General features: G+C 69.1%; 24 protein-coding genes. 14 read left to right on the top strand and 10 right to left on the bottom strand.

The annotated features are described in order from the left end of the window. Nucleotides 1–13: 13 nt before the first annotated feature. From EV186_RS18920 to EV186_RS18910, 3 genes are all read right to left on the bottom strand, one after another. Complete coding sequence (locus tag EV186_RS18920; RefSeq protein WP_133850651.1) at nt 14–856, bottom strand: hypothetical protein; 843 nt, start codon at nt 854–856, stop codon at nt 14–16. After that, nucleotides 853–5,391, bottom strand: a complete 4,539-nt coding sequence (locus EV186_RS40500) for an AAA domain-containing protein (RefSeq protein WP_133850650.1) — start codon at nt 5,389–5,391, stop codon at nt 853–855. Before EV186_RS40500 ends, EV186_RS18920 begins: the two co-directional genes overlap by 4 nt. 538 nt (nt 5,392–5,929) lie before the next feature. Further along, the gene (locus EV186_RS18910; RefSeq protein WP_133850649.1) at nt 5,930–8,071 is read right to left on the bottom strand and encodes a HelD family protein; all 2,142 of its coding nucleotides are present in this window, start codon (nt 8,069–8,071) and stop codon (nt 5,930–5,932) included. A 151-nt stretch (nt 8,072–8,222) separates the two neighbouring features. On the opposite strand from EV186_RS18910, the gene EV186_RS18905 reads away from it, so the two are divergent. From EV186_RS18905 to mutM, 9 genes are all read left to right on the top strand, one after another. Next, complete coding sequence (locus tag EV186_RS18905) at nt 8,223–8,936, top strand: SDR family NAD(P)-dependent oxidoreductase (RefSeq protein WP_133850648.1); 714 nt, start codon at nt 8,223–8,225, stop codon at nt 8,934–8,936. A gap of 181 nt (nt 8,937–9,117) precedes the next feature. Further along, nucleotides 9,118–9,678 carry a 16S rRNA (guanine(966)-N(2))-methyltransferase RsmD gene (rsmD, locus tag EV186_RS18900; protein ID WP_133850647.1) on the top strand — a complete coding sequence of 187 codons (561 nt, stop codon included), beginning with the start codon at nt 9,118–9,120 and terminating at the stop codon, nt 9,676–9,678. Nucleotides 9,679–9,733: 55 nt separating this feature from the next. Continuing rightward, a complete protein-coding gene (coaD, locus tag EV186_RS18895) occupies nt 9,734–10,216 on the top strand; it encodes a pantetheine-phosphate adenylyltransferase (RefSeq protein ID WP_133850646.1) in 483 nt (160 codons plus the stop codon). A gap of 55 nt (nt 10,217–10,271) precedes the next feature. Beyond that, nucleotides 10,272–10,712 (top strand): guanyl-specific ribonuclease, encoded by a 441-nt coding sequence (locus EV186_RS18890; RefSeq protein WP_133850645.1) that lies wholly within the window; start codon nt 10,272–10,274, stop codon nt 10,710–10,712. A gap of 116 nt (nt 10,713–10,828) precedes the next feature. Beyond that, the gene (locus tag EV186_RS18885; protein WP_133850644.1) at nt 10,829–11,578 is read left to right on the top strand and encodes a flotillin family protein; all 750 of its coding nucleotides are present in this window, start codon (nt 10,829–10,831) and stop codon (nt 11,576–11,578) included. Between the two features lie 93 nt (nt 11,579–11,671). After that, nucleotides 11,672–12,247 (top strand): YceD family protein, encoded by a 576-nt coding sequence (locus EV186_RS18880; RefSeq protein ID WP_133851343.1) that lies wholly within the window; start codon nt 11,672–11,674, stop codon nt 12,245–12,247. Nucleotides 12,248–12,292: 45 nt separating this feature from the next. Continuing rightward, nucleotides 12,293–12,475 carry a 50S ribosomal protein L32 gene (gene rpmF / locus EV186_RS18875; RefSeq protein ID WP_133850643.1) on the top strand — a complete coding sequence of 61 codons (183 nt, stop codon included), beginning with the start codon at nt 12,293–12,295 and terminating at the stop codon, nt 12,473–12,475. A gap of 16 nt (nt 12,476–12,491) precedes the next feature. Further along, nucleotides 12,492–13,232, top strand: a complete 741-nt coding sequence (gene rnc / locus EV186_RS18870) for a ribonuclease III (RefSeq protein WP_133850642.1) — start codon at nt 12,492–12,494, stop codon at nt 13,230–13,232. Next, nucleotides 13,225–14,079, top strand: a complete 855-nt coding sequence (gene mutM / locus EV186_RS18865) for a bifunctional DNA-formamidopyrimidine glycosylase/DNA-(apurinic or apyrimidinic site) lyase (RefSeq protein ID WP_133850641.1) — start codon at nt 13,225–13,227, stop codon at nt 14,077–14,079. The genes rnc and mutM overlap by 8 nt, the downstream gene beginning before the upstream one ends. A 71-nt stretch (nt 14,080–14,150) precedes the next feature. On the opposite strand, the gene EV186_RS18860 is transcribed toward mutM, so the two are convergent. The 6 genes from EV186_RS18860 to EV186_RS18835 all read right to left on the bottom strand — a co-directional run bounded on the left by EV186_RS18860 (nt 14,151) and on the right by EV186_RS18835 (nt 19,263). Next, nucleotides 14,151–14,573, bottom strand: coding sequence for a hypothetical protein (locus EV186_RS18860; protein ID WP_133850640.1), 423 nt, complete (start codon nt 14,571–14,573; stop codon nt 14,151–14,153). Then, nucleotides 14,570–14,959, bottom strand: a complete 390-nt coding sequence (locus EV186_RS18855; RefSeq protein WP_133850639.1) for a YbaB/EbfC family nucleoid-associated protein — start codon at nt 14,957–14,959, stop codon at nt 14,570–14,572. Before EV186_RS18855 ends, EV186_RS18860 begins: the two co-directional genes overlap by 4 nt. A gap of 10 nt (nt 14,960–14,969) precedes the next feature. Next, nucleotides 14,970–16,025, bottom strand: coding sequence for a bifunctional WXG100 family type VII secretion target/C40 family peptidase (locus EV186_RS18850; RefSeq protein WP_133850638.1), 1,056 nt, complete (start codon nt 16,023–16,025; stop codon nt 14,970–14,972). 30 nt (nt 16,026–16,055) lie between these two features. Continuing rightward, a complete protein-coding gene (locus tag EV186_RS18845) occupies nt 16,056–16,379 on the bottom strand; it encodes a hypothetical protein (protein WP_133850637.1) in 324 nt (107 codons plus the stop codon). A 112-nt stretch (nt 16,380–16,491) separates the two neighbouring features. Then, complete coding sequence (gene asnB, locus EV186_RS18840) at nt 16,492–18,327, bottom strand: asparagine synthase (glutamine-hydrolyzing) (RefSeq protein WP_133850636.1); 1,836 nt, start codon at nt 18,325–18,327, stop codon at nt 16,492–16,494. A 219-nt stretch (nt 18,328–18,546) separates the two neighbouring features. Then, complete coding sequence (locus EV186_RS18835) at nt 18,547–19,263, bottom strand: CAP domain-containing protein (protein WP_133850635.1); 717 nt, start codon at nt 19,261–19,263, stop codon at nt 18,547–18,549. 202 nt (nt 19,264–19,465) lie between these two features. Here EV186_RS18835 and EV186_RS18830 point away from each other — a divergent pair, with 202 nt between their 5' ends. Continuing rightward, nucleotides 19,466–20,131, top strand: a complete 666-nt coding sequence (locus EV186_RS18830; RefSeq protein ID WP_133850634.1) for a hypothetical protein — start codon at nt 19,466–19,468, stop codon at nt 20,129–20,131. 50 nt (nt 20,132–20,181) lie between these two features. Further along, a complete protein-coding gene (locus tag EV186_RS18825; protein ID WP_133850633.1) occupies nt 20,182–20,619 on the top strand; it encodes a hypothetical protein in 438 nt (145 codons plus the stop codon). A gap of 193 nt (nt 20,620–20,812) precedes the next feature. Here EV186_RS18825 and EV186_RS18820 read toward each other — a convergent pair whose 3' ends face one another. Further along, on the bottom strand, nt 20,813–21,310 hold the full coding sequence (locus EV186_RS18820) for a hypothetical protein (RefSeq protein WP_133850632.1): 498 nt from the start codon (nt 21,308–21,310) through the stop codon (nt 20,813–20,815). 126 nt (nt 21,311–21,436) lie between these two features. Here EV186_RS18820 and EV186_RS18815 point away from each other — a divergent pair, with 126 nt between their 5' ends. Genes EV186_RS18815 through EV186_RS18805 form a run of 3 tightly spaced genes read left to right on the top strand, consistent with a single transcriptional unit; the run spans nt 21,437 to nt 22,964 of the window. Beyond that, entirely contained in the window at nt 21,437–21,739 is a 303-nt protein-coding gene (locus EV186_RS18815) for an acylphosphatase (protein WP_133850631.1), read from the top strand. Between the two features lie 47 nt (nt 21,740–21,786). Beyond that, nucleotides 21,787–22,308 carry a sigma-70 family RNA polymerase sigma factor gene (locus EV186_RS18810; protein ID WP_133850630.1) on the top strand — a complete coding sequence of 174 codons (522 nt, stop codon included), beginning with the start codon at nt 21,787–21,789 and terminating at the stop codon, nt 22,306–22,308. Next, nucleotides 22,305–22,964, top strand: coding sequence for an anti-sigma factor family protein (locus EV186_RS18805; RefSeq protein ID WP_133850629.1), 660 nt, complete (start codon nt 22,305–22,307; stop codon nt 22,962–22,964). The genes EV186_RS18810 and EV186_RS18805 overlap by 4 nt, the downstream gene beginning before the upstream one ends. Nucleotides 22,965–23,107 lie beyond the last annotated feature (143 nt).

The following is a 23,107-nucleotide window of genomic DNA, read 5'->3' as shown; positions in this document are numbered from 1 at the left end:
GCGGCATCGAGTGTCAGGTCGGCAGCGGGTCAGCCGTCTTCTTCAGTGCGGCCAGGTCGTTGAGCGCCGCCACGACGACGTTCCACGCGATCCGGACGGTGTCGTCCTCGGGCGAATATCCTTGCGTCCATTGCTTTTTGGGGTGCACCAGGTTGCGGTGGTCACGCAGAACGTGTGCGTAGTCGGTGACGTCCTTGGCAATCCACCCGTGTTCACCGGCCAGCTCGATGAGCGTTTGAAGGTGGTCCGTCGGCTTCTTGCCATCGAGTGGCCGGTTCAGCATGACGTCGTAGAGGACGCCTTCCAGAACGCTGCCCAGCATGATGATCGCGGCGATGCAGGCGCCGGATTTCCAGCAGACATGGGCTTCGTTCAGTCGTGCTTGCAGCTGACGGCCGAATGCGTTGTCGCTGACGATGTCGGTGAGGTTCGCCGTGAGCTGGACCGGTGCCTGCATCGCCGGGCGTTTCAGGGTCGGCGACTGGGTTGTCAGGCATGGGCGGCCGTCCGTGTAGACGACCTGGTATCCCTCGATGGCAAGCAATTCGTTCAGTTCTTGCACCACGACAACACGCGTTTCGTCGTCGTCCAGGTACTCCCGCGGATCGGCCAGGCGGAGCAGAACCGCCCGAAGGGCGTTCGGGTCTTTGCGTCGAGCGCGGAGAAGGTCCTGCACCCACCTGAACCGGGAACCGTCGACCTCCCCGACACGTCGCCAGCCTGCGGCTTCGAAGAACCGGACCAACTGGTAACCACTGCGGTACTGCGGCGAGCTGTCGTCGCCGCAGATGATGCCCGCGAGCCGGTCGAGCACGTTGTCATCGAGTTCGACGCGGATGTCATCGCTGCTGGTCACGAGGTCACTCCTGAGAGCTCGATGTCGGCTTCCAGGTCGCCGTCATCTTCGGCGAGCTGGATCGGCTGCCAGTCGGTTCGCGCGTCGTCGACGGGGTCACGTGGCTGGATGCCTCGCGCGGTCAGTCGTGTCCACAGTGGAGCAAGCTCCCGCTCCGGATCGAATTCGTACTCGCTTTCGCGTATGCGCATGACTTCCCAGCCCATGCGTTGTAGCTCGCGGTCACGGCGAGCGTCCGAGATCTGCTGGCGGGCGCTGGTGTGCCAGAAGTGCCCGTCGCACTCCACGGCGAGCCGGCCGCCGTCGCCCACGACGACGATGTCCAGCGTGCGGGTGCCCACCTTGTACTGGGGGACCGTGTAGTAGCCGCGTTGTTTGAGCTCGCGGAAGATGCGCTGCTCGAACAGTGATTCGAAAGGGTCGCAGGGTTTCGTCGCGCTGACGTCCTCGAGGCCGGGCGATGCACCGAAGACCGACGGCGGTGCCAGCATGTAGTTCAGCAGGGAGGTCCGCAGATCAGCGGCTTTCAGCTCGGCTTGCGGCACGGAGGTGAAGAGCCACATCTGGTCCTTGGCCCTGCTCGCCGCCACGTTGTAGGACTGCTGGTGCACGAGGCTGCTTTGGGCTCGGGGCGCCTCCGTAACGACGGTCGACAGGAAGATCACGTCGCGCTCGTCGCCTTGGAAGTTGGGCGCCGTGCCCACGCGGATCTTGTGGTCCTCCCGTTGTTCCGGTGTGGTCGCCGCAATGATCTCGTGATCCAGCAGTTTGACGTGGCTCGTGCTGCTCATGAGCACCACGATGCCGAAGGTCTTGCCTTTGTAGGCCGGGTCGTTCAGGCACTCCACGAGCTGGGCGACTATGCGCTTGGCTTCGATCGGGTTGCGTCTGTTCTGGTTCTTGCCCTCGGTGTAGGCGTCGATGATTTGGACGACTTTGAGCGGTTCGAGGTCCGCTGCCGTGCGTTCGCGCAACGGCACGAGACCAGGTCGGTCGTGTTCACCGTAGAACTGGGTGGACGACCAGTTGATGATCTCGGGCATGCACCGGAAGTGTTCCCGTAGCCGGACGACCGCGTCCTTGCCCGAGCGAGCGGAGAGCAAGCCGTACAGGTTCGACTTGGAGGTGAAGTTGAGCCGGATCTCCGGTTCGATCTCCCGCAGATACTCGCCCATGTGCTCGAACAGATCGTTGAGCGGACCCATCCGGTTGCCACCCGGGGTGCACTGCTTGTCGTCGCCCACGACGATCACGCGCGGCGCCATCCACAGCAGGAACAAGTGCTCCAGGCCGACTTGGCTTGCCTCGTCGACGATGACGACGTCGAACGAGTCACGGTTGGCCGCGATGTTGTCCAGAAGGTTCGGCAGAGGGACGACCCAGGCTGGTACGGCGTCCTTCGCCTTCTCCATCGCGGCACGCGCAGCTTTCCGGAACTCCCGGGTCTTCATGCCGCTGCCTGCTCCTACGTGACTCATGTGCTCCCGATAGGTCCGAAGCGCCCGGGCGTGGGTATCGCTCATGCGTGCCATGCACGCGTGGAGTGCTTCGGTCGCGGCAAGCCGTTCGGTGACTCGTTTGATCTGGTCCTCGACGCTGTCGAAGTCGGCGCTCAGCTTGCGTTCCTGCTCGGCGTTGCGTGATCGCTGGACGAACTGATGGGCCTTTGACCAAGCCCATGCCGCAGGAACATCCTCGGTCCGGTGATCCCATACGGGGTCGTGGGCCGATTCCGCCATGAGGTCGGCCAGCCTGGGGTGCACGCTGCGCAGGACACGAATGAGCTGTGCTCGTCTGTTCTCGTTCGCGCGTTCGCGGCCGGCGGCGTCAAGGGCCTCGAGACCGCGACCGTAGTTGTCGAGATCCCGGTCGGCGATGGCCGTGACCAGGATGGCGAGCTCTGGGCAGGCACTGGCGTCGCCCGCCCACCCGCCTACCTTGTCCCGTAGCAGTTCGACCTGGTTGCGAGCCTGTTCCAAGGCAACGTACTTGAGTGCGGGAGGGACGGCGTCGAGCAGTCCTTGCAGGCTGGCCAGCGATGAAAGATCGATCATCAGACCGCAGCTCGCGAGCAGCGCAACGACGTCAGCCTTGATCGTTCCCAGTTGATCGATCGCCGCGAGCCGTCTCCCGTTGTCGTCGAGGTCGGACAAGGTCTGGGCCAGACGGACCGTCGGGATGTCGACCCGTGCGTCGGCCCACTTGCCGACCAGCTGCGCTGCGGCGACTTCGGCCTCGAGGCGTTCGAGGGCCGCCTCGAGCTTGGCGACCTCGGTCGGTGGCTCACCGTCGACCCGGACGACTTCGAGGAACTCGGCGGCATCCTTCTGTGCGGCGGACTTAGGCAGCACCTTGCGCAGCTTCTTGCCCTGAAGCAGGTGCTCACGCAATTTCCGGCCAGTGTTGAGCAGTCGGCGAGCCGTGCCGATCCCCATCTGGTCGAGGGGTGGGAGGTCGACCGCGAACCGCACTCCTTGGGCCTGCAACTGCTGCTGGAGCCTGCCTGCGTCCGCGGCGACGCCCAACAACTGGCCCCAGACGCCGCCGTTGCGGTCGGCGAGCCGGTCGGCCACCGCGCGGAAGATCCACTCGGGCTGCGACCCAACGTTCGGAACGGTGCCGATCCCGAGCCATTGGACCGTGGCGGTGAGCTGATCTCGCAAGCCTGACAGCTGGTCGAGACGCTCCTGGCCCATCGCGGCGAGCCGCTGGGTCAGTTCACTGGTGTCCTCGTGTGCTGTGTCGCGAGCTTGCCGCTCGGCGTGCACGATGCTCGCCAGCTGAGGTACGCCGGGCAGATCCTGCCGACTGGGAATCAGCTGGCTCGGCCGCTGGCGACGGCCGGGGCTGTCGTCTCGCAAGAGCCGGATCAACTCAGCGAATTCCGCGACGCTGAAAGGAGGGGTGTCGGGCTGCGCCGGGTCGACGGCGGGCATCCAATCGTATGCGGCAGCGTTGGCCTTCACGTCCCGGACGATGTCGGTGAGCGTCCCCCGGTAGAGGTCCGTGCTGAATCCCGGCGCGATCGGACCGTGCTCGACGTTCTCCACGTCGCGGAGCTCGCGGATCCGGTTGTTGAGTTCGGCACTTCGGGAACGGAGGAACTTCCGTTCGTCACGAAGTTCGGCGATCTTGTCTGGGAGCCGCGCTGTCTCCGCCGAGGCTTGGGCCTCGGACAGGGCCTCGAGTCCCTGTTCCAGTTCCTTCGCCGCATCCTTGGTCCCACCGGCAAGCAGCACGCAAAGCCGGCGCAACTCCGGAGGGATCTTCTCGCGGAGGACTCTCAACGCCTGGTCTTTCTGACTCGTGACCAGCACACGCTGCCCGCGCGCCAGCAGTGCCGAGACCAGGTTCGCGATGGTGTGGGTCTTTCCGGTGCCGGGCGGTCCTTGCACGACGATGCCGGTCTCCGTGCGCAGCAGGTCGATCACGCGCAACTGTTCGTCATTGGTGGGCAGCGGGAACAATGGGTCACCGCCGAGGACGTCACCGGACGACGCGCCTTGCGCCTGCAACCAACGCGTGCGTTGTTCTCGTTCCGTGTCCATCACCAGCTGGGTGAGTGCGACCGGGACCTGGGCGTCGGGCTGACGCAATGCTTCGGCGATCCGCCGGTACGCCTCGGCCAGCAGGACCCGGCTCCGCGGTCTGAGCAGCAACGCAGGGGATCTCGACACCGTCGGCTCATCCGGCAGTTCCTGAGCTCGCCGATCACCGACGGCGAACGGCACGTCAAGACTGACGCTGAGCCATTCTTTGACGAGTTCGAGGAACTGCTGGTCGAGGATCCCGACGTCGCTCTCAACGATGGCCTCGCGGGCCGTACGACCGCGTTCCGGCAAGTACGCGTCTTGTCCGCCGAACAACTCTTTGTCTTCCATGCGCCGCTTGCCGCTGCCGAGGGTGACGGTCACCTCGGCAGTCCTTCGATCGAGCTTCGGAGCAACGGCCTCGGTGACGATGTGCCGGCGGATCCGTTCGCCATCCGGACTCGCCCAGCAGACGAGGCCAGACCCCAGGACGAACTCGTAGACGTCGTCCTGCTGTTCCATGATCTTCGCGGCTCGCTCCAACTGCTCGTACAGTTGTCGGCGGCCCTCGGTGCGTCGTCGCTTGTCAGCCCATGTCCGCCAGGCGGACAGCCACAGGGTGAAGGCCCGGACCACGCTGTTCGGCGGTGCGGTCTGCTCATCGACCTCGGCATCGGACGGACCGCGCTCGGCAAGCCGCGGTTCACGCCCCTGGAATCCGCGCACCCCGCCGAGGTCTATCCAGCCGGCGATCTGTGCGGGCGGCTTGGGTTCGGGCTCGGTCCGCGGTGGGCTCACCCGCAGAAGGACATCGTCGCCGGCGGTCGGGGTATACCGGACGCCATCAGGCAGGTCGTCGAGCCACAGAACCTGTTCAGGTACTCCTGCTTCATCGGATAGCACATCGCGGACGGGGTCCCGTTCCGCCGAGTCGGTGACTTCTGCCAGGTAGTCCATCAGGCTTACGGACTTGCGCAGGGCTTCCTGATCCCCGGATTTGAGCATGGCTGCAGATCCCCTTCGCCGATTCACGCAACAGAACAGGATGGGGGATTGGTTGTCCGGCAGCAAGGCGCGACCGACGGTTACAGGTTCTTTGCAGCGATTTTGTCCACTTCTTGTCACCTCATCGGGTGAACCTTGGAAGTTGACTAAAAGCGGACACGATCATGGCTGCGGCGTCGATTAATCGCCTTGTTCGACTTGCCGAAGTGGGGGCTAGCGGCCGCGAGCTAAACGCACAGCCTCCGCAAGAAAGGAGCGGGCTTCAACTGGCGTTGCGTTCTTGGGGTGATCTCAGCCGACACCGCCAGGGTGAGCGGAGTCGTGGCGATATGTCCGGGGCGGGCGGCGAGTCAGGTGCGCACGCGCACGGCGGCGGCCGGAATCGCATTGTCCGAACACTGGACTCAGTCGGTAAGAATGCGTCGGTCGCCCCGGCGTGCAGGAGCACTGCCGCCAGCTCTGCGGCATCCGGCGGCGACCCAGCAAGCTGCCGACGCGAACCACGGTGGGACTGGCGATTAGTCGTCCGCGACGTTGTTTAGTCTGGCCAGGCCGGGTTCGTGGTCAGCACCGTCAACCGGGCGGTGGCACGGGTCAGCGCGACGTAGAGGGTGCGCGGCCCGGTGCTCGACTCGGTGACGAGTTCGTCCGGCTCCACCAGCACGACGCCGTCGTATTCCAGGCCCTTCGCGGTCAGGCCGTCCACGACGCGCAGCCGGTCGTGGTCGGCCTCGGCCAGCCACGAGATCAACTCGGGAGTCCGCGCCGTGGCCCCGATCACGCCCACCGTGCCGTCCACCTCGGACAGCATCTCGACCGTCGCCGCGACCACAGTGGACCGCAGCGACTCCGCCGCCACCACTCGCACAGACGGCTCGATGCCGCTTTCCCGCACGGCGTCGGGCAGCTGGTCGGGCGTCGCCACGTTCCGCACGACCTTGGCCGCCAGCGCGAAGATCTCCGACGAGTTGCGGTAGTTGGTGCGCAACGTGAACCGCCGGTAAGTCGCGTTCGGACCGAACGCCGCCTGCCGGGCCGCCTCGGCCTCGGCCGGGTCCGGCCACGAGCTCTGCACCGGGTCGCCGACCACAGTCCAGCTCGCGTAGCGGCCACGCCGGCCGACCATGCGCCACTGCATGGGCGAGAGGTCCTGCGCCTCGTCGACCACCACGTGCGAGTACTCGTCGTAGTTGTCCGGGCGGTGGCGCGCGGGGCGCTCCTGCCGCTCGGCCCAGGTGCGCAGCTCCGCGTTGGCGATCACGGCGTCCACGGCATCAGCCCGGCGCCTGCGCCGCTTGGGCGGCTCGCCCAGCAGGATCCGCAGCTCGTCGAGCAACGCGACGTCGGCGACCGAGAACCCGTCACGGGCCCACGAATCGGCCAGCACGTCCACGTCGGCCTTGGGCATGGTCCGGCCGACGATCTCGGTCAGCGCCGCGCGATCACCCATGTCCCGCAGCACCTGCTCGGGCGTGCGCACCAGCCACCACGTGACCAGCCAGCGGTGGAACTCGATCCGGTCGCCCAGCTCGGTGATCATCGAGTCGCGGTCGGGGCGCGCGGTGCCGCCCTCGACGGCGTACCCGTCGGCCTTGCGCCACAACGCTTCCAGCACGGCCAGCGCGGCGTCCACACGCGACCGGTTGGGCGGGCGCCCCGTCGCGTGGACGGCACGGCGGATCGCCGCCAGCTCGCGGGCGTCCAGCGTGAGCACCTCGCCGCGGTAAGTGATCCGCAGCTGCTTCGGCGCGTCGATCGGCGCCGCGCGGATGGCCCGCTTGAGCAGCCGCCGCATCCGCAGCGAGCCCTTGAGCGCGGCCGCGCGGGCCAGGTCGGGCAGCGTCGCCTCGATGCCGTCGGGCACGTCGGCCAGCGACCGCAGCTCGACGGTGTCCTCGCCCATCGAGGGGAGCACGCGGGAGATGTAGCTGGTGAACGCGGTCGACGGGCCGATGACCAGCACGCCGGCGCCGCCCATCCGCTTGCGCTCGGAGTACAGCAGGTACGCCACGCGGTGCAGGGCCACGGCGGTCTTGCCGGTGCCGGGCCCGCCGGTGATCTCGGTGACCCCGCGCCACGGCGCGCGGATCGCGACGTCCTGCTCCTTCTGGATGGTCGCGACGATGTCGCGCATCGTGTCGCCGCGGGAGCGGTTCAGCGCGGCCATCAGCGCACCGTCGCCGACCACGGTCATCCCCGGCGGCTCCTGACCGGGCATCAGCAGGTCGTCGTCGATGTCCACAACGGACTGGCCGGACGAGCGGATCACCCGACGGCGCACCACGTCCATGGGCTGCTCGGCGGTGGCCTGGTAGAACGGCGCGGCCGCGGGGGCGCGCCAGTCGGTGACCAGGTTGTCGAAGTGCTCGTCGCGCACGCCGAGGCGTCCGACGTGCATGGTCTCCCCGTCGACGGAGTCCAGCCGGCCGAACACCAGGCCCTCGTGCTCGGCGTCGAGCACCCGCAGGATCTGGTTGGCGTGGCGGACCATCACATCGCGTTCGAACAGCATCGACGCCTGCTCGAAGACGGCCTCGTTGCGAGCGCCGTGGGCCAGTTCGTCACCCCGGTCGCGCATCGCGGCCGCCTCGGCACGCATCTGCTCGACCCGCGCGTACACGACGTCGACATGCTTCTGCTCGAGGGCGATCTCGGCATCCCTGCCCGAGTACTGCGTCACGCACGGCTCCCGCTTCAGACACAACTGGGGAACCTCGAACGTTACGCGTACAAAGCCCCCCGTGGGTGCGGCACCAGTGAGTTCGGCGTGCCGCCGCCAGTAGTCCAACCTACCGCGAAAGCCGGTTGTCCGGCCTGGGAGTGTGGGGGTCATGACGCAGACAGCTGTGGTGACGGGTGGTGGCACAGGAATCGGGCGGGCGGTCGCGGGCCGGCTCGCGCGCGACGGCTTCGCGGTGACCATCACCGGACGGCGCGCGGAGGTGCTCAAGGAAACCGCCGACGACCTGGGCGTTCAGTGGGTGGCCTTCGACGCGGCCGAGCCCGATCAGGTGCGGGGAGCGCTCGCGGACCTGCCCGAGACGGTGGACGTGCTCGTCAACAACGCGGGCGGCAACGTCCGGGCCGGCGCCGGGGACGACCTGGCGGGGATCAAGGCGCAGTGGCTCGCCAACTTCGAGGCCAACGTGCTCACCGCCGTGCTGGTGACCGAGGCGCTGACGCCGCGGTTCGCCCACGGCGTGCGAGTGATCACGATCGGTTCGATCGCGGGCACCCGGGGTGGTGGCGACTACGGGGCCGCCAAGGGCGCCCTGGTGCCGTGGAATCTCGACCTGGCCCAGGACGTGGGCAAGCTCGGCGGCACGGCCAACGTCGTCGCGCCGGGTTTCGTGGCGGACACGGAGTTCTTCGGCGACGCGCTCACCGAGCAGCGCCGGGAGCGGCTGGTCGGCCAGACGCTGGTCGGGCGGCCCGGTGTGCCCGACGACATCGCCGAGATGGTCGCCCACCTGGCCTCGCCCGGCGCCCGGCACGTGACCGCGCAGGTTCTGCACGTCAACGGGGGAGCCCTCGCCGGCCGCTGATTCGCCTGACCCGGGGACACACCCGGCCTGAACCGGGGACACACCCGGCCGGAACGGGGGACACGCCCGGCTGGACCGGGGGACACACCTGGCCGGAACGGGGGACACGCCCGCTTGGAGTGGGGGACACGCTTGGGTGGGAGGGCGCGGGTGGGGTGGGGCGCGGTGGCAGCATTGGCGGGTGACCAGGATCGTGGCCGGGGTGGCGGGTGGGCGCAGGCTCACGGTGCCGCCCAGGGGCACCCGGCCCACGTCGGAACGCGTGCGTGAGGCGTTGTTCAGCGCGATCGAGGCGGCCGTCGACCTCGACGGGGCGCGGGTGCTCGACCTCTACGCGGGTTCGGGCGCGCTGGGGCTCGAGGCGCTCTCCCGCGGCGCGGCCGCGGTGTCCATGGTGGAGCGCGACCGCAACGCGCTGGCCGTGCTGCGCCGCAACATCGGCTCGGTCGGGCTGCCAGGCGCCGAAGCCGTGCCCGGTGCCGTGGGCACCGTCCTGGCCCGCGGCTGTGCCGAGGCGTACGACCTCGTCCTGGCCGACCCGCCGTACGCCGTCGAGCAGGCCGAGCTGACCACTGTGCTCACCTCACTGGCCGAGCACGGGTGGGTCGCCGACGGCTCGCTGGTGATCGTCGAGCGCGCGAAGGGCACGGCACCGGACTGGCCGGACGGCTTCGAACCCTTGCGCAGCCGCCGGTACGGCGACACCGAGGTGCACTGGGCGAATGTCGTGGCCGGGGAGTGACAGCGCCCACCGAGTCCTGTGGCGGGCCGCTGCCTGGCTGATAGCGTCAAGATTCATGAGGCGCGCGGTCTGTCCAGGGTCGTACGACCCGCCGACCAACGGGCACCTCGACATCATCGAGCGCGCCGCCGGGGTGTTCGACGAGGTCGTGGTCGCGGTCATGATCAACAAGAGCAAGCGTGGTCTGTTCGCCGTGGACGAACGGATGGACCTGCTGCGCACGTCGGTCGGCCACCTCCCGAACGTCAAGGTCGACTCCTGGTACGGGCTGCTCGTCCAGTACTGCCAGAAGCACGACATCAAGGTGATCGTGAAGGGCCTGCGCGCGGTCAGCGACTTCGACTACGAGCTGCAGATGGCGCAGATGAACAACGAGCTCTCCGGGGTGGAGACGTTGTTCATGCCGACCAAGGCGGGCAACAGCTTCCTGTCCAGCTCGCTGGTCAAGGAGGTCGCCACCCACGGCGGCTCGGTCGCGCACCTGCTGCCGCCCGTGGTGGACGAGGCGCTCAGGCGCCGGATCGCCGAGTCCCGGTAACTCCCTCCCTCCGGCGGGTAGCCAGGAGGTCACCCAACGGAGTTACGTTGGGTGAATGAGCAACCTCACATCACGTGCTGTGAAGGCGCTGCTCGCCCTGGTCGTCGCGCTCGTCGGACTGGTGGGGATCACCGCCACGTCCGCGGGCGCGGACCCGGGCGCGCGGCCCGCCGCCGTCGGGGCCAGCTGTGGTGACACCTCGGGCTTCCCCGTGGTGGCGCTGTCCAGCCTGCCGCCGGAGGCGACGGACACCTACGACCTGATCCAGTCGGACGGGCCCTACCCGTACCCCGAGGACGGCACCGTCTTCGGCAACCGCGAAGGGCTGCTGCCCGACTGCGCCTCCGGCTACTACCACGAGTTCACGGTCGAGACGCCTGGCTCACCCGACCGGGGAGCCCGCCGGATCATCTCCGGCAGCGGCGGCGAGTACTTCTACACCGACGACCACTACGCGTCGTTCTCGCTGATCGACGTCGCCGCCGGTACTCCCTGACACCTCCGTGCACCGGGCGTGCCTCCTTCGGGGGACACGCCCGGTTCGCATATCCGGGGATATCCGCCGTGCTGCGGGACACTTGACCGCAAGAAATCCCGGGGAGGAGCAGCACCTTGTATCGCGTGTTCGAGGCATTGGACGAGCTCGTCACGATCCTGGAGGAAGCCCGGGGCGTGCCGATGACGTCCGGCTGCGTCGTGCCACGCGGCGACGTGCTCGAGCTGCTCGACGAGATCCGCGACGCCTTGCCCGGCGACCTCGACGACGCCCAGGACGTGCTCGACAAGAAGGACGAGCTGATCGGCAAGGCCGAGCACGACGCCGAGGCGACGCTCAGCAAGGCCAAGTCGGAGGCCGAGCACACCATCGAGCAGGCCACCGCCGAGGCCGAGCGGACGATCGCCGAAGCCCAGGCGCACGCCGAGAAGCTGGTCATCGAGGCGCAGGAGCACGCGTCGCGCGTGGTCGCCGAAGGGCAGGCCGAGTACGACGAGCTCGTCGGCCGCTCCCGCGCGGAGGCCGACCGGATGATCCAGGCCGGGCGCGAGGAGTACGACCGGGCGGTCGAGGAAGGCCGGATCGAGCAGGCCCGGCTGGTCAACCAGACCGAGGTCGTGCAGGCCGCGCACCTGGAGTCGGCCCGCGTGCTCGACGCCACCGCCGCCGAGGCCGACCAGCAGCGCGCCGAGTGCGATGCCTACGTGGACAACAAGCTCGCCGAGTTCGAGGAGCTGCTCGCGCACACGTTGCGCACGGTCGGCAAGGGCCGCACGCACCTGCGCGGCCCGCGCGGTGCGATGCCGTCGCCACTGGTGACCAACGGCGTGCCGCAGGACCAGCCGTTCGACTACAGCGCCCAGTAGGGATTTGAGGGCAGGCGCTCGGACGCGTAGTCTTGTGCGGTTGCCCGCGTGCCGGGCGTACCTTCCACCAGCGAGAACGTGACTGAATTCACCATGTCCGAACACCGCAAGACCGCCAGCCCGGCCAAGGTCGGCCCGTGGGTCATCGACACCCGTGACCTCGGCCGCCGCCCCGGGAGCAGCCGCGAGCTGGTGCGCAACGCACCCGCGCCGGCCGGTTTCGGGCAGCCCGAGGTGATCGGCGTGCCCGAGGGCGCGGACGTGGCGCTCGACCTGTTGCTGGAGTCCGTCGTGGAGGGTGTGCTGGTCTCCGGCACGGTCACCGCGCCGCTGGCCGGCGAGTGCTCCCGCTGCCTGGACCCGATCGACGACGAGATCACCGTCGAGCTGACCGAGCTGTACGCCTACCCCGACTCGACGACGGACGCGACCACCGAGGACGACGAGGTCAGCCGCCTGGTCGACGACGTGGTCGAACTGGAGCCCGTGGTGCGCGACACGATCGTGCTCGCGTTGCCGCAGGCGCCGCTGTGCCGGGAGGACTGCCGGGGTCTGTGCCCCGAATGCGGTGCGAAGTGGGCCGATCTCGAGCCCGATCACCGGCATGAGACCATTGACCCTCGGTGGGCCGCGCTGACTGAGCGGTTCAAGGATGACTCGGACGGCTGAGGCCGTGCGATCTCGATTTTCAGTAGCTATTGAGGAGAACTAGCCGTGGCCGTGCCCAAGCGGAAGATGTCGCGCTCGAACACGCGCTCCCGCCGCTCGCAGTGGAAGACGACCGCCGTGCACCTGGTGGAGTGCTCGAACCGCGCTTGCCGCGAGCCGAAGCCCCAGCACGTCGCCTGCCCGACCTGTGGGCAGTACGGCGGCCGCCAGGTCACCCAGCCGGCCTGATTCGCGGAGGGCGCGCATGGGGGGCAAGTCAAGACCTGCGGTGGCTGCTGCTGACCCGCGCCCGCTGCTGCAAGCCCTAGGGGTCGAGCTCGACGAAGAGCTCCTCGTGCTCGCCCTGACGCACCGGTCCTACGCGTACGAGAACGGGGGGCTCCCGCCCAACGAGCGGCTGGAGTTCCTCGGCGACGCCGTGCTCAGCTTGGTGATCACGGACAGCCTGTACCGGCGGCACCCCGATCTGCCCGAAGGGCAGTTGGCGAAGCTGCGTGCGAGCGTCGTGAACATGCGCGCGCTCGCCGGCGTGGCCCGAGGGCTCGGCGACGGCGGACTGGGCGCGTACTTGCTGCTGGGCAAGGGCGAAGAGCTGACGGGCGGCCGCGACAAGGACTCGATCCTCGCCGACGGCACCGAGGCGATGCTCGGTGCCGTGTATTTGGCGCACGGCATCGATGTCGCGCGCGAACTCGTGCACCGGTTGTTCGATCCGTTGCTGGAGCAGGCGCCGCTGCGCGGTGCCGGTCTGGACTGGAAGACGTCGCTGCAGGAGCTGACGGCGTCGGCCGGTCTCGGCGTGCCCGAGTACCGGGTCGAGGAGCAGGGACCGGATCACCGCAAGGAGTTCTCCGCGGCCGTGCTCGTCGGCGGGCGTGGTTACGGCTCCGGTGACGGGCGGACGAAGAAGGAAGCGGAGCAGAAGGCTGCCGAGGAGGCTTGGCAGGCGCTGTCCGCCGAGCTGACGCCCGCCGAAGATGCCTGAGCTGCCCGAGGTCGAGGTCGTTCGGCTCGGGCTGGATGTCCACGTCGCCGGGCGCGCCATCGCCTCGGTCGAGGTGTTGCACCCGCGGGCCATTCGACGGCACGTGCTCGGCGCCATCGACTTCGCCGGCCGGTTGGCCGGGCGGAAGGTCGTCGCCGTCCGGCGACGCGGGAAGTACCTGTGGTTCGACCTGGGCAGTCCCGATGACGCGTTGATGGCGCACCTCGGGATGAGCGGGCAGATGCTGATGCAGCCCGTCGGTGCCCCGGACGAGAAGCACCTGAGGGTGCGGTTCTCGTTTGCCGACGGTGGCCCGGAACTGCGTTTCGTGGACCAGCGCACGTTCGGCGGACTCGCGTTGACCGACGCCGTGGTGGTCGACGGCGAAGTGCTGCCCGAACCGATCGCGCACATCGCCCGGGACCCGATGGATCAGCGGTTCTCGCTCGAGGCCGTCGTCGACGGGATGCGGCGCAAGCAGACCGAGGTCAAACGGGCGCTCCTGGACCAGTCGCTGATTTCCGGCATCGGCAACATCTACGCCGACGAGGCGTTGTGGCGCTCTCGCCTGCACTGGTCGCGCATCACGTCGGGCTTGTCGCGTCCCAAGGTTCGCGAGCTGATCGGCCACGCCACCGACGTGATGACCGAGGCCCTCGGCCAGGGCGGGACGTCGTTCGACGCCTTGTACGTCAACGTGAACGGGCAGTCGGGGTACTTCGACCGGTCGCTCGCCGCCTACGGGCAGGAGGGCCTGCCCTGTGCCCGGTGCGGCACGGCGATTCGACGAGAACCGTTCATGAACCGGTCCTCGTTCTTCTGCCCCAAGTGCCAAAAACGCCGCTAGCCCTGAATGTCCCATAGGGGACGCTCAACGCCCTGAATGGGCCATTCAGGGCGTTGACGGTTGCAACGGACTCAGCGGTCCTCGATCACGTTCCACCGGTGGGCGTTCGGGTCCTGGCCGGGGATGTACGGCAGTACCGGAGCGTCCTCGTCTTGCTCCAGGCCCATTTCCTTCAGCGATTCCAGCGCACCCGCATCGCCCAGGGCCGTGCCCATTTCGGCCACGCTCTGCCGCAACGCCTCCTGCTGCGCCCGCGCGGCCAACCGCACGATCTCCCGGCCCAGTTCGTCGCCGCCCAGCGACAGCGCGGACTCCGACAACTCCAGGTCCTGCAAGGCACCGTGGACGTCCACTGTGGTCCGGATCGAGCCGGGGTCGTTCTCCGCCCAGCCGCGGATCTCGGCCACGCGATCGGCCAGGTGATCGGTGACCTGCAGGCGTTGCTCGGCCGCGGCCATCAGTTCTTCGGTGGTCCACCTGCGAGGCTCGGTCACCGCAACCAACTCTCCGGGTAGCCCTCGTCATCGTCGTTGTACGCCACTGGTTCCCGGCCGCGGCCGCGGCGGGGTTCGTCGGCGGTCAGGGCCGGGTCGTAGGTGAGACCAAGCTGGTCGGCCAGCCGGTCGCCCTTGGCGCCGAGCACGGACGCGTACAGCTCGTGGGCTTGCTCGTTGGCGCGCGCCGTCGCCTTCTGCGCGGTCTTCAGCACGGTCTCGGCCAGGTACTTGGCGCCGTAGCGCATGGCGTGCGGGCCGATGCGCACCGAGCGCAGGCCGCCGCCGACGTTCACCTCGACCGTCACGGTCCGGTCCGGATCGCTTGCCTTGCCGACGATCTCGTTCACCGCCGCCACGGCGCGCGCGAGGTCCCCCTCAGTCATGCGCCAATCCTCACGCAGACGGGCGGAACACGCCAAGCAGGGGTTCGCCGGCGTTCGTCGTGCGCAGCGGGACCACGTGGCACACCGAACCGGTGTGCGGCTCCTCGACCATCTGACCGTTGCCGATGTACATGGCGACGTGGCCGCTCCAGATGATCAGATCGCCGGGCTGGATGTCGTTGAGGCTCACCTTCTGGCCGACGGTCTGGGTGGCCGCGGTCCGCGGGATGTGCACGCCCGCCTGGCCGTAGGACCACTGCGTCAGGCCACTGCAGTCCATGCCTTTGTTCGGGTCGGTGCCGCCCCAGACGTAGGGCAGGCCGAGGCGCGAGAGCGCGGCGCGGACCGCGATGGCGGCACGCTCGTTCGGGGCCTCCACCGTCGAGCCGTCGGGCAGCTTGACCTTCGTGCCGCTGCCGTACTGGTCCGACGGCGGGGTCAGGTGGACCGGCCCGGTGGACGGGACGTCGCCGCCGCTGCTGGCGCCCGGCCCGCTGGCCGACGACCGGCTGCCGAGCGAGCCGCCGTTATCGCTGCCGGTGGACGACGGGTGCGTGCTGCCCATGTTGGACACGATCTCGGCGAGCCTGCCCTTGGCCGCGTTCACCACGTCCGCGGCTTCCTTGGCGTACTTCGACGCCATGCCCGCGATGATCGCTTTGGCCTGGGCGAGCGCGCCGGGGTCCTTCTCCGGGACACCCGCGGCGACGGCGTGGGCGTCGCCGTCGAACTCGCGCAGGAGGTCCTGGACTTCCTTTTCCGCCTGCTGGATCAGCGTGGTCGCGTCGTTGATCGACTGGGCGGTCTTGTCCGCCCAGGTCGACGCGTCGTCCAGCGCGACGGTCTTCTCCTTGGCCCGGTCGCCGAAGGTGGTGCCCTTCTCGCCGACCCAGTTGCCCTGCAGCTTGTCCGCGTCCGCCTTGTGCTGGTTGCTGGCCGTGGTCAGGGACTTCGATAGGTTCGTCAAGTCGGTCGCCGCCTTGGTGGCCGCGCCGGTGTCGCTCTTCAGCTTGGCGGCCGCGGTCTTGATCGGCTGCTCGAACGGCGTCAGATCGATGTACACCATCGGACTGTCAATTCCCCCTTGTGCCCGCGGTCAGCGCTGGTTGATCCGCCGGTACCAGTCGGCGGTGAGGTCGTCGTTGGCCTCGTAGTCGCCCTTGGCGCCGTGCACGGCCTGGCCGAGGGTGCGCACGTGGCCGGCGATCGTGTGCACGTGGCCGTGCATGTCGCTCAGGTGACCGGTCAACGTGCCGTGCATGCCGGTCTCGTCCCCGAGGTCGCCGAACATGGTCGGGGAGATCGACAGGTTGCCCAGGTGCGTGTTCGCCGCACTGGCGATGTCGTCGGAAACCTGTCCATTGCGCGTGGCGTACTCAGCCAGATCTTCGGTGTGCAGTGAGATCTTTTCGTGCGCCACAGTGCCTCCCCAGTCGGCGGTGTCCGGTACTGGGAGGGAACGCAAGCCGGTTCGGTTCCCTCGCCGGGGCACATAGTCGCGCATCCGCGGCGAGGGACACCAGTCAACCGGTTCAGCCCACTCGCAGCGTGGGGCGGTAGAGGTCGAGCCACACCGACATGTCGAGGGCGCGCTCGAGCCCGAACCGGCGGCCCCACTTCACCTCGGCCGCGTCGAGCGCCACCGTCTCGGCCAGCCACCGGCGGTCCACCAGCTCGTACACCGGGTTGTCCGTGTCGGCCAGGAGTTCCTTGCCCTGCTGCTGCAACGCGACCAGGTAACCCACGTCCTGCGTGCTCGGGTACGGGCTCTTCACCCGGTCCACCACCGACTTCGGCAGCACGTCCGCGGTCGCCCCGCGCAGCAGGCTCTTCTCCCGGCCGTCGTAGGTCTTGAGCGCCCACGGCGCGTTGTACACGTACTCGACCAGCCGGTGGTCGCAGAACGGCACCCGGACCTCCAGCCCGACCGCCATGCTCATCCGGTCCTTGCGGTCGAGCAGGTTGCGCACGAACCGGGTCAGGTGCATGTGGCTGAGCTGCCGCATCCGGTAGGTGTGGTCGTCCTCGCCGGGCAGCCGGTCCACCGCGGCCGCCGCCTGCTGGTAGGCGTCGCCGATGTAGCTGCGCAGGTCCAGACGGGAAGCGAGACCGGGCTCGAGCACGTCGCTGACCTGGCCGTGGCGCTGGAAACCGAAGACCATCCACGGGAATGTGTTCGCCTGCTGCGCCTCGGGCAGGTGGAACCAGCGGTAGCCGCCGAACACCTCGTCGGCCGACTCGCCGGACAGGGCCACTGTCGACCGCGAGCGGATCGCCTTGAACAGCAGGTAGAGCGAGAAGTCCATGTCGCCCATGCCGCCCGGGAGGTCGCGGGCGGTGATCACGGTGCGGCGCAGCTCCGGGTCGGCGAGCTGGCTGGAATCGAGCACGATGTCCTCGTGCTCGGTCTTCGAGTGCTCGGCCACGTCGTGGGCGAACGGCGCGTCCGGGTCGCCGCGCATCTCGTCGGCGACGAAGTTCTCGGTCTGGCCGACGAAGTCGACGGCGAAGCTGCGCACGGTCTCGCCCTGCTCGCGCAGCTGGACCGCCGCGAGCGCGGTCAACGCGGAGGAGTCGAGGCCGCCGGAGAGCAGCAGGCAGCGCGGCACGTCGGAGATCAGCTGGCGGCGCACGGTGTCGTCGAGCAGCTCCCGCACGCGTGCGACCGAGGTCTCCTGGTCGTCGGTGTGCTCGGCGGTGCGCAGCTGCCAGTACCGGTGGGTGTGGATGCCCTTGCGGTCGGCGGTGACGACCGTGCCCGGCTCGACCTCGCGCACGCCGGACCAGATGCCGTGCCCCGGAGTCTTGACCATGGTCATGAGCTCGCGCAGGCCGTCGAGGTCGAGCACGCGCTCGGCGTCCGGGTTGGCCAGGATCGCCTTGGGCTCCGAGCCGAACAGCACGCCGTCGTCGGTGGGGTAGTAGTAGAACGGCTTGACGCCCATCCGGTCGCGGATCATGACCAGCTGCTCGGTGCGCGTGTCCCAGATGGCGAACGCGTACATGCCGTTGAGGTGGTCGGCGACCGCCGGGCCCCATTCGAGGTACCCGCGCAGCACGACCTCGGTGTCGCTGTCGGTGCGGAAGGCGTGGCCGCGCTTGCGCAGCTCGTCACGCAGCTCGACGAAGTTGTAGGCCTCGCCGCTGTAGACCATGGCCACGAGGTCGTCTTCCACCGACATGGGCTGGGCGCCGCCGGGCAGGTCGATGATGGCGAGGCGACGGTGGCCCAGGGCCGCGTGCCCGCGGACCCACGTGCCTTCGTCGTCCGGGCCACGGCAGGCCATGGTCGTGGTCATCGCGTCCAGCACGTCGGTGTGCTGTCCGAGGTCACGCTCGAACGAGACCCACCCGGTGATCCCACACACGCGGCACCCTCCCAAGTCGTTGCCTGAGCCAACTAACTTTTACCGAACGTACTCGCGTTGCGCCTGTGTGTCATGGAAGTGACAAGGATTTGTCGCGAGACCCACGTCACCGCCGGGCTCAAGACCCCTTGGGGCGGGCGTACTTGCTACGCGGTTTGGAGCTGGCGGGGCTGGGACCCGAAGGCGCGACCGGCGTGGTCTCCGACGCGGTGCGCGGGACTAGTAGCCGAAGTCCTGCGTCCAGTACCAGCCGTCGGTGTCCAGGCCGATGCCGATGGCGGTCAGGTCGCAGTTGAGGATGTTGCGGCGGTGGCCGTCGGAGTGCATCCACGCGTCCATGACCTCGGCGGCGCTGCGCTGGCCCATGGCGATGTTCTCCGCGCCGGGCTGGGCGTAGCCCGCTTCCTTGATGCGCACGTCGAAGGTCTTGCCCTCGGGCGTGGTGTGGGAGAAGTAGTCGCGACGGGACATGTCGCTGCTGTGGCCCTGCGCCGCGGCGGCCAGCCTGCTGTCCGCGCGCAGCGGCGCGCAGCCGGCGTCCGCGCGTTCCTGGTTGACGATGCTGAGCACCTGGTCGGTCTGCGACGCGTTCCGGTTCGCATTCGTCGTCGTCGGACTGGTGGTGCTCGTCGTCGGCTTCGTGGTGGTGGTCGTCGGCTTGGTGGTCGACGTGGTCGTCGGCGGTTTCGTCGTGCGGGGCGCGTTGGGGGCGCCGCCTTGGGCCGGGCCGGGCACCGCGATCAGGCTCGGGCGCACCCCGGCCTGGCCGTTCAGCACGTGTCCTTGCACCTCGGCGGCGTAGCTCACCTCGCCGCGGGTGTCGTTGCTCGTGGGGTTGTGCCGCAATGCCGTCGCGCCGCCTGCGGTCAGAGCGCCGATCGCGAGGGCGACGAGACCGGCGAGCACGGGTGCGCGTCGGCCACGGTCGAAGGTCACGATTTGGCAACCTACACGATCGGGAGAGCCGGTGGCAGGGAGAGGCCACTCTGAGTTGCGATTTTGCGCAGTGCGGCCAGCTATGTGGGTAATTAACCGAACACCCTTGGCGTAACTTCTGCGTGACCGATACGATCCGTGGCCAGTTGATCTGTATTTGTTCGCCAGTCCGGTCGCGGGTGGGGCCGGCAGGAGGTGTGTGGTGCAAGGTTCAGATCGCCGGGAGCCGGCGCAGCGTGCGGCCAAACTGCACGTTGCCGCTCTGCTCGAACGGGAAGGTCACCCGCTCAGGACCGAGGTGGCCGACAACGGCGGTGGAATCGGCCGGGGCAAGATCGTCGGCATCGCGGCGGGCACCATGCTCGTGGCCGGCGCGGTCGCGGCGAGCGCGCTGGGCCTCAGCGGCCAGGCGCAGACCCACAACGAGGCGGGCGGCCAGCCGGTCCCCGGTGCCGCGGGCCACGGCGCGGCCGGCGGGGTCACCGAATACCCGGCCCAGCAGGTCAGCAACCAGCTCCCGAGCGGCGGGCAGAACCAGGCCGCGCCGCAGACGACGACTCCGCAGTCGGCGCCCGTGACGCAGGCCCGGCCCGCGCCGGCGGCCCAGCACCGCGTGGCGCCGCAGACGACGCACCACAGCACGTCGTCCTCGACGCACACGCAGACGCAGGCACCGCAGCAGCAGCAACCCCAGCAGCAGCAACAGCAGCCGGCGGCCCAGCAGTCGCAGCCCGAGCAGCAGCAGACGCAGGGCGGGCTCGGTCAGACGCTGCAGGACGTCGTCACGCCCGTGACCAACACCCTCGACGACACCCTGCAGCCCGCGCTCTCGATGATCCCGGTCGTCGGCGGTCTGCTCGGCGGCTGAGCCGGAACTTCTTTACGTACTAACCCCCGGTCGGCGGGTCGGTCGGCGACGTGCTCGTCGGATCCGTGGGGTCGGTCGGGTCGCTCGGCGATGTGGAGGCCGAGGAACTCGGCGTCGTCGAACTGGGCGAGCCGGGAATGGACGTCGACGACCCGGGCGGCGGCGTGTTGCCCGGGTCATCGGGTCGCGCCGGCGGCTTCGGCTGCACCGGGATGGTGACCACCCGGGTGCCGCCCGTCGGGTCGATGATCGTCGTGGTGGTGCTGGACGGCGGCGCGGACGACGGCGCCGTGCTGGGTTGGCTCGATCCCGTCCCCGATGTCGGCGCTGGTGGCGCGCCGCCACCAGCGGCCGCGGGCGCGACGGGGCCGGGCACGGTCGCGCCGTGCGGCGGACTGCCCGCCGTGGACCCGTGGCCGGTCAACATCGTCGCCAGCACGCCGAACAGCGTCGCGATCAGCACCCCGAAAACGGTGAGCAACGCGTAGGGCTTGACCTTGCGCCGCGGTGCGGGCGGCGCGACTTCCGTGCCGGGCCTGTTCGCGACCACGCTGTCCTCGGCCACACGATCTCCTTGCTACCGGTGAGTTCCCTCCCGGCAGCAATCATCGGCAGCCATCGAGCCCGGCCGGAGGCTCATCCGGCCGGGACCACCCGATCGTGTCGATCAACCTCGGTCAGCTACGCACCCGCCCCGCCACCGGTCGGCGGCGGGTCCGTGGTCGTCGTCGGGGGCGTCGTCGTGGTGGTCGGCGGCGGCTTGATGGTCGTCGTCGTCTTCTTCGTGGTCGTCGTCGTGTGCCGCGTGGACGTCGACGTGCTGTGCGTCTGCGTCGTCTGGCCCTCGGTCGACGTGTCCGTGTTCTGCTGCGTCGTCACCACGGGCTGGGTCGTCGTGGTGGTGGTCGTCGTCGTGGCGACCGGCGCGCTGGGCGAGGTGTACGTCGAGTTCACCGTGCTGGAGTCCTCGTCGGTCGTGCTCGACGAGACGGTGGTCGGCACCTGCGGGCCGCCGGGCCCGGCCTGGTCGTCGTGGCCCGCGGCGAGCGCGGCGACGCCCGCGAACAGCGTGGCGACGACGATCCCGGAGACCCCGAGCACCGCGAACGGCGCCCGGCGCAGACCCGACCTCTCGTCGTCCGGCGGTGCCACATCGACGTGGTGTTCCGGCTCGGACATGCGGGCCTACCTCCTCGTGTCCCCGACTGAACGGCAGTGCATGCCGATCACGGCCAGGTAACGTATCACCGTGACGGAGAGCGCTCGAACGGGTGTCGGTTCTTCACCAACCGTGATCATGAGGGCATGCGCGATCATGGGGGCGTGACATCCGTGGACAACGTCCGGCTCACCGCCTGGGTGCGGGGCCGGGTGCAAGGCGTCGGGTTCCGGTGGTGGACCAGGTCCCGCGCGCTCGAACTGGGCCTCACCGGCTGGGCGGCCAACCTCGCCGACGGCCGGGTCGAGGTGGTGGCCGAAGGCCCGAAGGATGCCTGCGACCGCCTGCTCGACGTGCTCGGCTCCGGGAAGTCGCCGGGCGCGGTCGAGTCGGTGACGCCGCGGTGGAGCGAGGCCAAGGGCGGGGTCGCCGGTTTCGTGGAGCGGTAACCGGCGTCACACTGAACCCGCACGCCCCCGCAAGCGTAGAAGGAGCCGTGGGGATCACCCCGGACCAGCACGACGAACTCGTCCGGCAGCTGTATTCGCGCTATCGCGGGCCGCTGCTGAGCCACGTGCTGCGCGCGGTCGGTGGTGACCACCAGCGTGCGGAGGACATCGTGCAGGAGACGTTGCTCAGGGCGTGGCGCAACGCGGACAAGCTGGCCGCCGACCAGGCCGGCCCGTGGTTGTACACGGTGGCGCGCAACCTGGTCGTGTCCGGTTACCGCCGCCAGTCGGCGCGGGTGACCGAGGTGCCGCTGCCCGAGCGGCACGACGTGCCGATGGCCGGCGACGAGTTCGACCGCGTGCTGCAAGGCTGGCAGATAGCCGACGCCATGCGGAACCTCTCCGCGGATCACCGGGCCGTGATCGTCGAGTTGTTCTACCGCAGGCGCACGGTGACCGAGGCGGCCACCGTGCTGGGGGTCCCCGCGGGGACCGTGAAGTCGAGGTCGTTCTACGCGTTGCGCGCCCTGCGCGACGCCCTGGCCGAGCGGGGGGTGACCGAGCCATGAGTTCCTGCATCCAGACGGTGTCGCTCGGCGCGTTCGTGCTCGGTGCGCTGGACCCGGCTGAGCGCGCCGCCTTCGAGGCCCACCTGGCCGGGTGCCCGACGTGCCAGGCGGAGCTCGTGCGGTTGGCGCCGCTGCCCGGTCTGCTCCACCAGATCACGCCGGAGGACTTCCTCGACCTGCCGGACGAGACCCCGGAAGGCGAGCCGATCGAGCCGCCCCTGCCCGCCACGCCGATGCGCTCGCCGCGACGTCGGCGGAACTGGCTGGTGGCCGCGGCCGCCGTGCTGGCGTTGTTGATCGGCGTCGGTGGGGTGCTGGGCTACCAGGCGATGACGCAACCGTCGGCGCCCGCTGCCGTCACGTGGTCGGCGCAGGATCCCGCCAGTGGGATGCACGCGGACGCCCAGTTGATCAACCGGGCCTGGGGGACCGAGGTGCGGTTGCGCCTGGACGAGTCGCCCAGCGGGAAGCCGTGCAAGCTGGTGGTCCGGGATCGCAACGGTGGGCGTGAGGTCGCCGGGTGGTGGTCTTCCGGTTATGACACCAAGGACGTCATCCCGGGGAGCACGTCCATGGGGATCACCGACATCGCGCGCCTGCAAATCGTGACGGATGACGACAAGGTGCTTGTGGACATTCCCGCGCCTACTCATTGATGGTTGTTGTTGGCTGCCGTGTGGGGTGGGTTCGGTTTGACACGGGGACCCCCACGGCGGCCAGCAAGCGCGGAACAAGGGGCAGGCGGAGCTGCCCTTGCTTGCCGGACAGCGTACGGCCGCCGTGCCCCGTGTAAAACCGA

The organism is Labedaea rhizosphaerae (assembly GCF_004362825.1).
GTDB classification, from domain to species: domain Bacteria; phylum Actinomycetota; class Actinomycetes; order Mycobacteriales; family Pseudonocardiaceae; genus Labedaea; species Labedaea rhizosphaerae.
This window is presented reverse-complemented; position numbering and strand designations above follow the sequence as displayed.